Source organism: Amedibacterium intestinale (assembly GCF_010537335.1).
Lineage (GTDB): Bacteria > Bacillota_I > Bacilli_A > Erysipelotrichales > Erysipelotrichaceae > Amedibacterium > Amedibacterium intestinale.
Map to the genome: position 1 here is coordinate 830,550 of NZ_AP019711.1, position 13,325 is coordinate 843,874.

Genomic DNA, 13,325 nt, shown 5'->3' on the forward strand with positions numbered 1-13,325 from the left:
GATACCAACTCCTTTCTGTACAAACTACCTATTTGTTTTTTAAAGCCTGTACTTCCTCTTCACTAAGCCATCTCCACTCACCTGTTTGCAAGTTTTCATCTAGCCGTAAAGAGCCCATAGAAATACGTTTCAAATAAAGGACTTCATTACCTACAGCTGACATCATTCGTTTTACCTGATGATATCTTCCTTCTTCAATTGTTAAATAACAATGATAATCATCTATCACTTCAACTTTTGCAGGTTTAATCACTTTCTCATCTAATACGATACTCCCATTTTCTAAAATTTCAATATCTTCTTTTGATAAGATATTTTTCATTTCTACATAATATGTTTTCTTCACATGGTGTTTTGGTGACAACAAGAAATGGGAAAGTTTTCCATCATTTGTAATCAGCAATAACCCTTCCGTATCTATATCTAGTCTTCCAACTGGAAAACAGTCTTTTGGCAGCGAAGCACCAATACAATCCAGTACTGTTTCATGAACCTCATCTACGGTTGCGCTAATGACACCACTTGGTTTGTTTAACATAAGATATACCATAGTTTCATAATAAATTTCTTCTCCATCAACGCAAACAACATCATGAACTTCATCAATATGAACATCATCTTTTATAACGATTTCTCCATTTACTGTTACATGTTTTTTTCGAATCAGAAGTTTCACTTCTTTTCTAGTGCCCACTTGTGCATGAGCAAGATATTTATCTAATCTCATAGTTTACTCCATTTATCTTTTAATTTTCGCTAAAATTTTGTTGAAATCTAATTTCAATAATACTTGAGGAAGCTGGAAAATATACGTAAATATAAAATATGCAAGAGCAGATATACCACCAGCGACAAGCAATTGGATAAGTGCCATCATTCTGCCTGCCTCATATTCACTATCAAAACCAAGCATAAACATTATTTGTGCTACTCCCCAAATAACAAAACAGCCAGCTGCAATGACAATTAATTTATGAAAGGTATATTTCCAGTTAATATGAAGTACTTTTGTCATTTCATAAATTGATAAAACAACATTGGTTCCTAATGCAATCATTGAAGAAACAGCAAGACCTGGATACCCAAAATATTTCAATGAAAGAAAACTCAATGAAAATTTAATGATTGTTTGTATAAAAATATTTCGTACAGATGTTCGACGCATATTTGTTGCGATCAAAATACTATTTATTACTGGAAGAATCGTATTTAACAACGCAACAAAAGAAAACCAGCGTACAATATCTGCTGCCAAAGGAATATCCGCTGCAACTTTTGTCGGATATAAGGTAACGATTAAAGGTTCGGCAAAAACAAACAGACAAAAAGCTACAGGAATCGCAATGTATAAAACAAGATCAATACATTCACAAATATTTTTCTTAACTGTTTTTGTATTATTTTCTGCCATTGCACTTGAAATATGAGGAATGATTGCAGAAGAAAATCCAGGTCCTAAAACCATAGGAATACTGCTTAATTTAACAAGAGAGTAAGTTATTACAGAAGCAATCACTGTAACTTCATGTGCACTATATTTATGTGCTTCTAATCCTTTTGATAAAAAGAAAGTGTTGATGATACTATCGCTATATCCCATTAATGCCACAAGCATAAAAGGAATAGAAACAATTAAAAGCTCTTTAATAATAATTTTTGCACTTACAGAAGACTTCATCTCCTGTTTTTTGGCAAGTTCACGTATCTGCACCATACGTTTTCGATCATATAATTTTAAATGAATCAATGCTGTAATTGCCGCTACACTAGTTGAGAAAACACCAAAATAAACTGCCCATAAATGATCTTTACAAAACAAATAAACAGCAACACTGGATGCCACCAGTACGAAAGTCGCATTGGCAAGCTGTTCTAACACCTGTGAAAAAGAATATATTTCCATTTCTTTTAGACCTTGATAATATCCACGAAGGCTTGATAAAATTGGAACGAAAAACAAAGCAAAACTAGATGCAACAAGAGCCCATCGAAAATCTGTAACATTTCCTTCACCTTCAGAACTAATCATCATTTCTGCAATAGGTGTTGAAAAAATAATCAGCAAAAGCATCATGACAAAACCTAGGGATATCATCAAACGACTGCTTATCTTTTTTACATACAGAGATGTTTCATAATCCCCTTTGCTAACATAACGTGCAACAAGAGAGGCAATCGCAAAAGGAAAACCTGCCTGACATACACTTAAAAGATACATGTACCATGTCTGTGTCATTCCATAGTACAGTACATTGACAGAAGAACCTAAAATATCATTAAACGGTATAGAATACAGCAATCCTATTAATTTTGAAAAAAAGATACCCGCAGAACTTACCAAAGCTCCTGCAATAATTGATTTTTTTGTATTACTACTCATGTACTACTTCCTTTCTAATGCACTTTTGATTGACCAGAATCCGAAGTTTCTTTTACACCTTTCGCATTATCCCCTTTTTCTTGTGCATAATTGCAATTAAAGAATACACGAGATGTATTACGCAAAGAAGCATCCTTCCAGGTTACCATAACATTGATAGAAAACTGATCACTTTTCGAAATGGAGTCTAATACGAAACCAGAAATAAATCCTTTTTTTCCATAAGCCTGATAAGGAATCATATTATACTGCATGTCCGCGTCATCACCTAATAAACCTAAACATGGATATACGCTATTGTTGCTGTCAACTTCCTGATCAACTGCTATCGCCTGAATGTTGTACATTGCCACCTGCGGATTAGAAATTTCAATTTCATATTTATATGTGTTGTCTTTTTGTTTATATACATGCATTTTATAATCAAAAGGAATATTTTTAGATTCGATTCCTTTATTATTAGCAACTGCATCAATATAGCTCTCATAGATTTTTATACTTTCGATTTCTTTTGAATTACTTGAACTGCATCCAGTTAACACAAGTAATAAACAAAGGAAAACTAAACATAGTCTATGCATTGCCAATCACCTCATTTTTAATTATAACAAGTTTCTTCCTTTTTAGCGAATCTTTTTTGTTGTTGTTGAAAATTTACTCCATATATTAAAAAATGCTTCTATCACATTGTAAAGAGATTGATTAAGTTCAATACCCTAATATCTCAAAACAATTTATATAATAAAAGCATTTCTATTCATCATTTTTCTAGGATAAAGCAAGCGATGATTTATTTTTCATCTATGAAATATACTTTATACCACAATAAGAACGTATAAATTGTATATACTTTACGACCATTATTTGTTTTCTGATGATAGTGGTCATCTAATAATTTATTGATACGTTCCTTATCAAAGAATTCACTTACAAAATCCATTGTAAAAACATCTTTTACTCGTTTATAATATTTTTCTTCTAAAATCCATTTTGAGAATGGAACTGGAAAACCTTTTTTAGGTCGTTTTGCCCATTCTTCAGGCAATACTTTATAAGCAGATTCACGAAGTACATATTTAGTAAGTCCATTTTGTAACTTATACTCACTTGGGATTTTCGAAGCCAATTCCATAACTTTTTTATCCAGGAATGGTACACGAAGTTCCAATGAATGTGCCATCGTCATTTTATCAGCCTTTAACAAAATGTCATTAGGCTGCCATAAATGAAGATCCAGATACTGTTTCTTTGTTAATTCATCAGCATCTTTAACTTTATCAAAATATGGTTTTGTAATCTCATGCAGAGATGGTGCTTTCTGATAATTAGGAGTTAATACTTTAACGGCATCCTTTTCATCAAAAATATGTGCCTGTCCAATATACCAGTCTTCTACATTTAAGCCATTTCTTTCCATGAAGTCGCGACCTCTAAATTTTGGAAGATGTGTAGCAAAATTTCCTAAAGCATGACGAAGACCTTTTGGAAGCTTTCGATATTTCTTTTCCATATCGCTAAGTGCATAAGAATCGTATCCTCCAAACAATTCATCTGCTCCTTCACCAGAAAGTACAACTGTAACATGTTCTTTCGCAAGTCTTGACAAGAAATAAAGTGGTACAGCAGATAAATTCGCATGAGGTTCATCAGAGTAATACTGAATGTTTTCCATTTCATCAAAAAACTCATCTGGCTGAATCGTTTTATTTACGTTTTTAATTCCTAAGATCTCACTTAATTCTTCTGCATATCCAACTTCACTAAACCCTTTATTTTCAAATCCTACAGAGAAAGTCTGATCTGGACGCAAGCATTCTGTAATATAGCTGGAATCCACACCTCCTGAAAGAAATGATCCAACCTTAACATCACTGATTTTATGATACTTTACAGAATCACGCATAACTTTCTCGATTTCTTCTACATAAGAAGCAAAGCTTTTTTCTTCCCTATGAAACTGGAAGGAATGGTATGTTTCGATTTCCATTTTTCCATTTGCATACGTAAAGCAATGCCCTGGTTCTAATTTATATACACCTTTAAAGAAAGTTTCATTTAAAGCAGAATACTGGAATGTCAAGTATGGTTTCAACGCACTTTTATTCATCTCTTTATGGAAACAAGGATGTTCTATAAAAGATTTGATTTCTGATCCAAAAAGAAATGCATCTTCTGTATTTGAATAATAAAATGGTTTAATACCAAACATATCTCTTGCGCCAAACATTACATTTGTCTTTGTGTTCCATATAACAAATGCAAACATCCCTCTTAATTTTGTAACGATATCTTTCCCATATTCTTCAAATCCATGAATTATAACTTCTGTATCTGTATGTGTAAGAAAGGTATGTCCTTTTGAAACCAAATCTTCCTTGATTTCCTGGAAGTTGTAAATTTCTCCATTAAAAACGATGACAAGATCTTTGTTTTCATTATAGATAGGCTGACTTCCATGTTCTAAATCTATAATACTTAAACGACGAAAACCTAATGCTGCTTTTTCATCAACATAAGTTCCAGCACTGTCCGGCCCGCGATGAATAATACGATTCATCATATTTTCTAAAGCTATTTTCTTTGTTTCTATATTGTTTTTATCAATAAATCCTACAAATCCACACATATTCTCACTCTTCCTACTTCTATTTCAACGACATGTGAACTTATTATAGCATAGAAGTAATTAAAAAAACATTAAAAAAGCGTGATTTTCGTAAAGAAAGAATCCTCCTACTCATCACAGCTTTTTTACTTATTTTCCATCTTTGCAACGGAAAGACTGACATTTTGTTTCATGACAGTCATTTGGCATTACACAGTTATCACAATCCACACGAATGGTCTGTGCATGGCAGCGGTCCTGATTGTGATATACACAATTTCTTACACTGCATAAAATTTCAGTTTTGTTCTGCATGGGTTCCACCTCCATAAACTAGTATGGGTTATAAAAGCAATTTTATTCCTCATAAACCAGCAAAGCAGAAAAACAGTAAATTTGTGTTTCCTCATATATACATGCTGCTGTAGAAAAACGAATATCTTTCATCTTTATATTCGGATGCTCCTTGAAAAAAGCATTGATTGCCTGCGTTAAATCATCTTCATGTTCTTCATCAAATACCTTTACCTTCATATTATCACCATCAAAAGCATACATCTAACAACAAAAATATTGTGTCAGAATTTATAGTATGCATCAATAACATCTTTTGTAGATTTTGTTATTGAAGTCATTGGAAGACGAAGGATATTTTCACACTCGCCTTTTTTATGAAGAATATATTTTATACATGCTGGTGAAGGTTCCATAAATACAATCGAAGCCTCTTTTTTCAATCGTTTTCGAAGAACATTATCTTTTCTTCCCTCTTCTAAAAAACGTTTCATTTCTAAAAGATTATCATGGGCCATTACCGAAATAATTCCATCCATGCCAGCATCTATACTTTCATCCAAAAGTTCATCTTCACCACTGTATACAAGAAAACTTGAAACATCCCTCTTTATGTTTTCTACAATGGAAAAATCACTGTTTGCATGTTTCAAAGCTACAATATTGGAAAAATCATGTACGAGCTGATATAGCGTTTCATAGGCAAGTGCCACCTTGCAGCGAGATGGAATATTATAAAGCATGATCGGTTTTTCACTTACATGTGCACATGCAGCAAAGTGCTGATAAATCCCTTGTTGAGATGGCTTGTTGTAATAAGGTACAACAAGCAAATAACCATCAATATCATAAGAATTTAATCTGCGTATCATGGAACAGGTAGATGCTGTACAATTACTTCCACATCCCATCCATATTTCACAGCGATGTTTTACTTTTTCAATTACAAAACGAAGGATCTCTAGCTTTTCTTCTTCCATCAATGTCGGTGTTTCTGCAGTCGTCCCACATACAACAAATCCATCTGCTCCCTCCTGCAGCAGACGTTCTATGATATGAGCCAGTGCATCATAATCAACACGATTCTGTTTTGTAAAAGGAGTAATAAGAGCCACCATGATTTTACTCATTTAGTTTCCTCCCAGCAAAATCGGCTGTATTTGTTCATTTTCAAGTGCTTTTTGACACGTTTCTTCTATCAAAGACCACTCTGCAACAATGCTTCTTTCTTTTTCAAATGGTGCATCCTGACGGAATGGAATCGCATAAAAATTACGATAATTTAATAGTGAAAAAATATTTTTCGCACTACTGCCTAGCCCATCATTTGTCGCAATTCCAAACACAATATTTTTTTTATTTCTAAGCATAGCCTTTGCGGCAAGTGTTACTGGATGATCATAATCTCCATTTGCTATCTTTGATGCGACACTGGCCGTCATAGGCGCAATTACCATCAAATCAAAATATTTTCTAGGTCCAATCTGCTCTGCTTTCTGTATGGTATGAAGAATTGGATGCGTGGATAGTTGTTGTAACTGATTTAAAAATTCTTCTGCTTTAAAGAAACGAGTATCTGTAGAAAAAACATTTTCACTTACCACAAACTGTACATCATTGCATTCACATAAAGATTTGATTTCATCTAATACTTTTGCATGATTACAGAAAGAGCCACAAATCCCAAATAAAATGCGCTTATCTTTCAACACTTACTTTCCTCCTAACATAATTTGCGATGATATTGCCAGCACTGATACAGGCAAAACGTCCAGGCAGATTTCCAAGTCGTTTATAAATGATACCATTGCTTTTCAAGAAACTTTCATCAAAGAAACAAGGAGTAGAAATATCTAGTATCACAGGTTTTTTCTCCCATTGAAGAAGTCTTTTTTCTTCTAGAATTTTTCCTGTTGCTGTATGCACGATAATATCTCCACATTCTTTCCAATCCTGATAGGATATAAAGTCATCTTGCTTCTGTGCATTTCTTCTTATCACTCTTACATCAACCTGAAGATTTTTTAACATCTGATATATCGCCTTTCCACAATGCCCATATCCCACAATATCTATTTTCGTGGAATATATACTTTTATTAGTGGCTTCTAATATTTCTGACAAAACACCTTCTGCAGTTAATATCGCATTTTCATCAATAACAGATTCATCATTCATATAACAGTCTAATGAAAAATGACATAACGGTGCTTTAACATCCGTACCACTAAATAGTTTTACTTCCTTTCCTTGTATATGCCAGAAGCGACTAGGAATATGCATACTCTTTCCTTGTATAACTATATTTCCCTCTGTATCCATGCCCTTTACAGGTAAAATCAAAACATCCAGCTGAGGTAGGGTCAACCAATCAGTAGATTCATCAATAGAGATAACTTCAAAGTCTTTTGATAAGTTGTTTTTTATTTGACACATCCTTTGATCACTGCACAAAACACCTGCTTTCATAATTTTCCTCCTTACTCCATAGTATGAGCAGTGATAAATACGGTTAAAGAAAAAAAGCCTCTCGGCTTTTTGAATTTTTATTTATGTGTAATTACATAATAATTACGTTTTCCTCTTTTAATTAATGTATCTTTATCATGAATAGCATTTGCACTAGATACTACAAATTCAACACTTGTTTGTTTTTCCCCATTAATCTGAATAGAACCCTGGTTGATCCATTCTCTAGCTTCACGTTTACTAGAAGCAATACCTGCCTGAACTAAACAATCAGGTAAAAGAAGATTGTCTTCTACTTCTTTCTTTTCGAATCCTTTTAAAGCATCTCCCAACTCTTCTGCATTTAGTTCCTGGATATTTCCTCTAAATAAAGCATTTGTAATTTTTAATGCCTTTTCGTATTCTTCTTCACCATGAAGGAATGTAACAACTTCTTTTGCTAATGCTTTTTGTGCTTCACGTTTATGTGGTTCTGTTTTTACTTTTTCTTCCAATGCATCAATTTCTTCTTTGTTTAAGAAAGTTAATTTCTTCAAGTAATCGATAACTTTCGCATCCTCAGAATTCACTAAGAACTGATACATTTCATACGCACTTGTTTTGTTTTTATCAAGCCATACAGTACCAGTTTCACTTTTTCCAAATTTTGTACCGTCAGCTTTTGTAATTAAAGGCATGGTTAAACCATAGCATTCTACATCCGCACCATGTTTTTTACGAATAAGTTCTAGACCACTTGTAATATTTCCCCACTGATCTTGTCCACCTAACTGTAAGGTACAGTTTTTTTCTTCATATAAATGCAAGAAATCCAATGCCTGTAACAGCATATAAGAGAATTCTGTATAACTAATTCCAGAATCTAAACGACGTTTTACTGTTTCTTTATTGATCATGTAGTTAACATTAAAGAATTTTCCATAATCTCTTAAAAAATCAATAATGGTAATATCTTTTGTCCAATCCAAGTTATTTACCATTTCAAATCCAAACAATTCTTTGATCTGCTTGCTTAAGCAATCATAATTATGCTGTAAAACTTCTTTTGTCAGCATATTTCTTTCTCCAGTAGCTTTTGGATCGCCAATAAATCCAGTTGCACCTCCAACAAGCATAATTGGATGATGTCCATGTTCTTTCAAACGTTTTGCACACAGCAAACTAGAATAGTGTCCAATATGCAAACTATCCCCCGTTGGGTCTGTTCCAATATAGAACGTCAATCCACCTTCGTTTAATTTCTCTTCTAAATCTGGACTTGTTACATCATTAATAAGCCCTCTCCATTTCAGTTCATCAAATAATTTCATATGCTTCTTCCTTCCTAATAAATAAAAAAAGCGCCCTTTTCCAAGGACGCTGTCATCGCGCGGTACCACCTTAGTTTTTCATAAAACGAAACACTCTGTCCATTAACGCAGGAATTACGGCTTTACTTTTCATAAAGCAGCTCCAAGGTGTATTCCATAAACTTGCTCTACAGCTTTTCACCAGCCAGCTGTCTCTCTTTGCAGCAAAATTTTATGTACTCTGTCTTATCATCGCTGATTTGTAATTAGTATATCTTATATATCCTGTAAAAGTCAATCTTATTTTGTTGATTGTCTAGGTGTGAAAATGTAGCTTAATTCGATTTCTTTATCTACAACATCATTTTCATCCGTCAACATTTTTGTTAATAAACGCATAGCCACAGCACCTAAATCATAATCTGGAATCTTGAAACCAGAAATCTGAGGACGTGCCATAGAGTTATATTTACTATCTAGAATACAAACCAATTCCATATCATTAGGAATGTCTACGCCTTCTTCTTTTGCTACATTTAAAACAGCCATTGCCTGAGAATCACGATAAGTGATTACGACATCTTTACGTGGATTTGTTTTTACATACTCTTTTAAGAACAGGTAAGAAGAACGATATTCCTTTGGAATTTCGATATACCCACTAAATTCCATACCATTTTCTTTAAAAGCACGAGACAAACCATCACGAAGCTGTTTGATCATTGCCGGATTCTTGCGGTCTTCAATAAGTGCAATATCTGTTTTTCCGTTGCGAATGCATTCATTAGCATAATCACATGCTAATTTTGCATAATCAACATATACAGAACCTACTGTTTCATCACTCATGCGGTTTCCGATAACAACAATTGGAATCTGATAAGTTGTCAACTGATTCAATTCCTCTTTGTTTAATTTGTCATTGAAAATAACAACACCATCTACACGTGATTTAATGACATTTTCAATGATATCATTCATTTCTGTTATACCTTCTGTAGTGGTATGAAGCATGATATTGTATTTGTAAATTTTAGCAACATCAATAAGTCCATTAATAATTTGTCCTGTATAAAAATAACTTGCTTCAGGGACAATTAAAGCAATTGTCGTTGTTTTCTGCAAAGCCAGCCCCTGTGCAATCGCATTTGGCTTATACCCTAACTTTTCAATAGCTTCCTGCACCTTAACTCTAGTATCTTCGCGTACTACATCAGAACCATTTATAACACGTGATACGGTTGCCAGAGAAACATCTGCTTCTTTTGCGACATCATAAATCGTAATTCTTTTCATAAATATCCCTTCCTACTTCTCTTCATCTTTATTATCAGTATCTAAAACACGTTTTAATCCTTCAAACGCATTTTCCGCCAATTTCAACGTTCCTTTTTTTAATTTGTCTACTTGTTTTACAACTCGTTCATCTTTACAAAAGGTGTCTACTTTATTCGCAATCGTATCAACCGTACGATTCAGCGTTTCATTTTTCATGATTTCATCAATTCCATCACTAATACAGCGAGCTGCCGCCAAAGTGGCATCGTTTAATTTTTTCTTTCCTTTTATAACTTCATCATTAGAGTTAAACTCCTCTATTTTTTGTTTAGCCATCTCTAAAATTTTCAAGCTATCTTCTTTTAATTTATATAAACGCTCCTTCATTTCCTGTGACGTCATTGTTTCCTTCATCTTTTCCCTGGATTCTTGAAATAGAGTGTGCAAGCTGTTTTTTGTATCTTCTATAATTGGTGAAATATGCTCATCAACATTTTCTTCTAATTCAATTATGTGATACTTCACTTCTTTTTCCAAATTTTCGATCTTATCATCCATTTTTTTCATCAACATTTACCTCGCAAGACTCTTCTTTTATTTCTTCTTCATTGCCCATTTTTTTAAAAATCCAGTCTTTTATATATGTCAAATTTTCTAAAAAAATTGCGATAGAAGAACGTACAGCGTGTTTGCTGGCTTCATGAACACAATCTACGGTATCACTCAACTCATTTAGTGTCTGTAATGGCTTTTCTAGTGTTTCAAGTTCTTTATTTGCAGTTTCTACCGTTTTCTTAATGCTTTGTACACAATCCTGCGTTGTATTCAGCAAGGAAACTAAACGCTTTAAGAAAATTGCCAAAAAAATCAAAACGACAACCCCTGCTATCGGCAACGCTTTAACAGCTACATTGCTTGTCAATTCTAACAACTGATCCAAACCCATGAAAACACCTCTTTTCTAATTTTAACTGAATTGGTAAACTATCTCAATCTTACTGAAACGTTTTTACAATATTTTTCAATTTATAAATATCTTTGCTGCTCATGAACAGATAAACAGCAGGACCTCTGGAAGCTAACTGTTTTGCAGCTTCCTCATCTTCCGCAATAACAACAGCTTTGCTGCTTTTATCAGCCAAATCCTGAATCGTAATATCAATACCATCTTCCTTTGCTGCATTCTCAGGGAAATGACACAAATAAACTTCATCTGCTTTATCTAATTCCTGTGCAAATCGATCCATAAAATAATATATACGAGAATATCGATCTGGCTTAAAGATTGCGATTACTTTCTTGCCTGGATATTTCACACGCGCAGCTTCTATCATATATTTTACTGCTGTTGGATGATGGGCGTAATCATCGATATAAACATTATCTTTATTTTCTTCTGTTGTGAAACGACGTTTTACTCCTGGAAATGTAGATAAGCCTTCCTGCAGAAGTTCATATGACAAACCTTCCATGATTCCAACTGCTATTACACCTAAACTGTTCCACAATAAAGGTTTCCCAACAAATGGAAGTTTAAACGTTCCAAATTTTTCTTTTTTATACAAAACATCAAATTGCATACCATTCTCATTCTGTATAACGTTTACTGCCTGTACATCATTATTATCGTGCAATCCATAATATAGATGCTCTGTTGTAATATGTAATTTTAAAACTTCTTCATCATCCCCAAATAAAACTACACCTTTTTTTACCTGGTTCGCAAATGTTTCAAATGCAGAACGATAATCCTCCATATCTTTATAGTAATCAACATGATCCAGTTCGATATTCGTTATAATCGCATATTGAGGGTAATACGCCAGAAAATGACGTTTATATTCACATGACTCTAAAACAAAATAGCGGCTATTATCCGGCATATCACCAGTTCCATCTCCAATTAAAAACCCTGTAGGAGAGGCTAGCGACATGACATGTGAAAGCATACCAGTTGTTGTAGTTTTTCCATGTGTACCCGCTACAGAAATGCTTGTATATTCATTTACGAGCTGTCCTAAAAATTCATGATACCAGTAAACAGTTGTCTTTCCCTGCTTTTGCAGTTCAAATGCTTTTTTTACTTCTGGATTTGTATCATCAAAAGCATTTCCAACAATCACGACCATTCCTTCCTGAATGTTATCTTCAGAAAAAGAAGTAATAGGAATATTTCTTTCTTCTAAAGGTTTTTGCGTAAAAATATATTTTTCAATATCTGAACCACTTACAGTTTCATGACGATCTGCAACAATCGTTGCCAAAGAAGCCATTCCAGAACCTTTGATTCCAATAAAATGATAATGCATCCTTACGCCTCCTCTTTTTCCATCGCTTCTACACTTTTTACCGGCGTAGAATCTCCAAACAAAGAAATCTGCAGCATATCTTTTTCCAAAGAATCATCTTCATCTTCTTCGATCAAATCATCTAAAGATACATTTTTTATATCTTCTTCACTATTGAATTCCATGTTTTCCTGCACTGTATCAAGAATATCTTCTTTCTCAATTTTTTCCTGAATTTCGATATCTTTTTTAGCTTCTTCTTCAAATTCTTCCAATTCTTCTGCGCCAAAATAAGGAGAGATAATCGTTCCTAAAGGATTTACTTTTTTTGCTGTATGTTTTGGAGCAGGTTTGACAGCTGCTTTTTTCTTTACAGGCTGTTTTTCTTCCGTTGCACCAAACATTGGTGAAATTACCGGCACCTGTTCATATTCTTTTTTAGGCAAAACGATTTTTTCGCTTTCTTTTTTTACAGGTTTTGTTTTAGGTTTCTGTTCAACCTCAATGCTCACAAATTTTTTTTCATCTTGTTTTGGTTCTTCATTGATTGTATTAACAGGAGTTTTCTGCTGCTCCTGTGTTGCTGTATCCTTTTTTACCGTTTTATCCTGCGCTTTATTTTGACTGAAAGAAACAGTTTCAAGCTCATCTTCAGCTACAATCTCTGTCTCTGTTTCTTCAAACAAAAATTTTGTAATTTTATTAAAAATAGACACGCTGTA

15 protein-coding genes and 1 other annotated feature are annotated in these 13,325 nt (G+C 33.6%); all 15 genes read right to left on the reverse strand.

The features are described from left to right. Positions 1-28: 28 nt before the first annotated feature. The 15 genes from A9CBEGH2_RS04270 to A9CBEGH2_RS04340 all read right to left on the reverse strand — a co-directional run bounded on the left by A9CBEGH2_RS04270 (position 29) and on the right by A9CBEGH2_RS04340 (position 13,319). On the reverse strand, positions 29-727 hold the full coding sequence (locus A9CBEGH2_RS04270) for a pseudouridine synthase (RefSeq protein ID WP_118277126.1): 699 nt from the start codon (positions 725-727) through the stop codon (positions 29-31). Between the two features lie 12 nt (positions 728-739). Next, positions 740-2,380 carry an oligosaccharide flippase family protein gene (locus tag A9CBEGH2_RS04275; RefSeq protein WP_118277125.1) on the reverse strand — a complete coding sequence of 547 codons (1,641 nt, stop codon included), beginning with the start codon at positions 2,378-2,380 and terminating at the stop codon, positions 740-742. 14 nt (positions 2,381-2,394) lie between these two features. Continuing rightward, positions 2,395-2,961: a hypothetical protein gene (locus A9CBEGH2_RS04280; protein WP_115714939.1), complete on the reverse strand. Its 567-nt coding sequence runs from the start codon at positions 2,959-2,961 to the stop codon at positions 2,395-2,397. A gap of 209 nt (positions 2,962-3,170) precedes the next feature. Further along, the gene (gene asnB / locus A9CBEGH2_RS04285; RefSeq protein ID WP_118361304.1) at positions 3,171-5,006 is read right to left on the reverse strand and encodes an asparagine synthase (glutamine-hydrolyzing); all 1,836 of its coding nucleotides are present in this window, start codon (positions 5,004-5,006) and stop codon (positions 3,171-3,173) included. A gap of 129 nt (positions 5,007-5,135) precedes the next feature. Further along, on the reverse strand, positions 5,136-5,300 hold the full coding sequence (locus tag A9CBEGH2_RS04290; protein ID WP_115714941.1) for a DUF1540 domain-containing protein: 165 nt from the start codon (positions 5,298-5,300) through the stop codon (positions 5,136-5,138). A gap of 42 nt (positions 5,301-5,342) precedes the next feature. Then, positions 5,343-5,519 carry a sporulation protein Cse60 gene (locus tag A9CBEGH2_RS04295; RefSeq protein WP_115714942.1) on the reverse strand — a complete coding sequence of 59 codons (177 nt, stop codon included), beginning with the start codon at positions 5,517-5,519 and terminating at the stop codon, positions 5,343-5,345. Between the two features lie 44 nt (positions 5,520-5,563). Then, on the reverse strand, positions 5,564-6,409 hold the full coding sequence (dapA, locus tag A9CBEGH2_RS04300; protein ID WP_118361306.1) for a 4-hydroxy-tetrahydrodipicolinate synthase: 846 nt from the start codon (positions 6,407-6,409) through the stop codon (positions 5,564-5,566). Continuing rightward, a complete protein-coding gene (locus tag A9CBEGH2_RS04305) occupies positions 6,410-6,991 on the reverse strand; it encodes a dipicolinate synthase subunit B (RefSeq protein ID WP_232057310.1) in 582 nt (193 codons plus the stop codon). It lies immediately after the preceding gene. Beyond that, entirely contained in the window at positions 6,978-7,748 is a 771-nt protein-coding gene (locus tag A9CBEGH2_RS04310) for a hypothetical protein (protein ID WP_118361308.1), read from the reverse strand. The genes A9CBEGH2_RS04305 and A9CBEGH2_RS04310 overlap by 14 nt, the downstream gene beginning before the upstream one ends. A 77-nt stretch (positions 7,749-7,825) precedes the next feature. Beyond that, positions 7,826-9,058, reverse strand: a complete 1,233-nt coding sequence (tyrS, locus tag A9CBEGH2_RS04315; RefSeq protein WP_118361310.1) for a tyrosine--tRNA ligase — start codon at positions 9,056-9,058, stop codon at positions 7,826-7,828. A gap of 39 nt (positions 9,059-9,097) precedes the next feature. After that, positions 9,098-9,299 (reverse strand) — a binding site (T-box leader). Between the two features lie 38 nt (positions 9,300-9,337). Then, complete coding sequence (locus tag A9CBEGH2_RS04320) at positions 9,338-10,333, reverse strand: LacI family DNA-binding transcriptional regulator (RefSeq protein ID WP_115714946.1); 996 nt, start codon at positions 10,331-10,333, stop codon at positions 9,338-9,340. 12 nt (positions 10,334-10,345) lie between these two features. Continuing rightward, positions 10,346-10,882, reverse strand: coding sequence for a hypothetical protein (locus A9CBEGH2_RS04325; RefSeq protein WP_118277121.1), 537 nt, complete (start codon positions 10,880-10,882; stop codon positions 10,346-10,348). Next, the gene (locus A9CBEGH2_RS04330; RefSeq protein ID WP_118277120.1) at positions 10,866-11,261 is read right to left on the reverse strand and encodes a histidine kinase; all 396 of its coding nucleotides are present in this window, start codon (positions 11,259-11,261) and stop codon (positions 10,866-10,868) included. The genes A9CBEGH2_RS04325 and A9CBEGH2_RS04330 overlap by 17 nt, the downstream gene beginning before the upstream one ends. 49 nt (positions 11,262-11,310) lie before the next feature. Continuing rightward, entirely contained in the window at positions 11,311-12,624 is a 1,314-nt protein-coding gene (gene murC, locus A9CBEGH2_RS04335) for a UDP-N-acetylmuramate--L-alanine ligase (protein ID WP_118361312.1), read from the reverse strand. A 2-nt stretch (positions 12,625-12,626) separates the two neighbouring features. Then, positions 12,627-13,319: an internalin gene (locus A9CBEGH2_RS04340; protein WP_118361314.1), complete on the reverse strand. Its 693-nt coding sequence runs from the start codon at positions 13,317-13,319 to the stop codon at positions 12,627-12,629. Positions 13,320-13,325 lie beyond the last annotated feature (6 nt).

Coding starts and splice junctions, on each gene's coding strand:
- A9CBEGH2_RS04330 (WP_118277120.1), bottom strand. CDS start 11,261: ATGGGTTTGGATCAGTTGTTAGAATTGACAAGCAATGTAGCTGTTAAA.
- dapA (WP_118361306.1), bottom strand. CDS start 6,409: ATGAGTAAAATCATGGTGGCTCTTATTACTCCTTTTACAAAACAGAAT.
- A9CBEGH2_RS04325 (WP_118277121.1), bottom strand. CDS start 10,882: ATGAAAAAAATGGATGATAAGATCGAAAATTTGGAAAAAGAAGTGAAG.
- A9CBEGH2_RS04290 (WP_115714941.1), bottom strand. CDS start 5,300: ATGCAGAACAAAACTGAAATTTTATGCAGTGTAAGAAATTGTGTATAT.
- tyrS (WP_118361310.1), bottom strand. CDS start 9,058: ATGAAATTATTTGATGAACTGAAATGGAGAGGGCTTATTAATGATGTA.
- A9CBEGH2_RS04295 (WP_115714942.1), bottom strand. CDS start 5,519: ATGAAGGTAAAGGTATTTGATGAAGAACATGAAGATGATTTAACGCAG.
- A9CBEGH2_RS04310 (WP_118361308.1), bottom strand. CDS start 7,748: ATGAAAGCAGGTGTTTTGTGCAGTGATCAAAGGATGTGTCAAATAAAA.
- A9CBEGH2_RS04270 (WP_118277126.1), bottom strand. CDS start 727: ATGAGATTAGATAAATATCTTGCTCATGCACAAGTGGGCACTAGAAAA.
- A9CBEGH2_RS04320 (WP_115714946.1), bottom strand. CDS start 10,333: ATGAAAAGAATTACGATTTATGATGTCGCAAAAGAAGCAGATGTTTCT.
- A9CBEGH2_RS04280 (WP_115714939.1), bottom strand. CDS start 2,961: ATGCATAGACTATGTTTAGTTTTCCTTTGTTTATTACTTGTGTTAACT.
- asnB (WP_118361304.1), bottom strand. CDS start 5,006: ATGTGTGGATTTGTAGGATTTATTGATAAAAACAATATAGAAACAAAG.
- A9CBEGH2_RS04275 (WP_118277125.1), bottom strand. CDS start 2,380: ATGAGTAGTAATACAAAAAAATCAATTATTGCAGGAGCTTTGGTAAGT.
- murC (WP_118361312.1), bottom strand. CDS start 12,624: ATGCATTATCATTTTATTGGAATCAAAGGTTCTGGAATGGCTTCTTTG.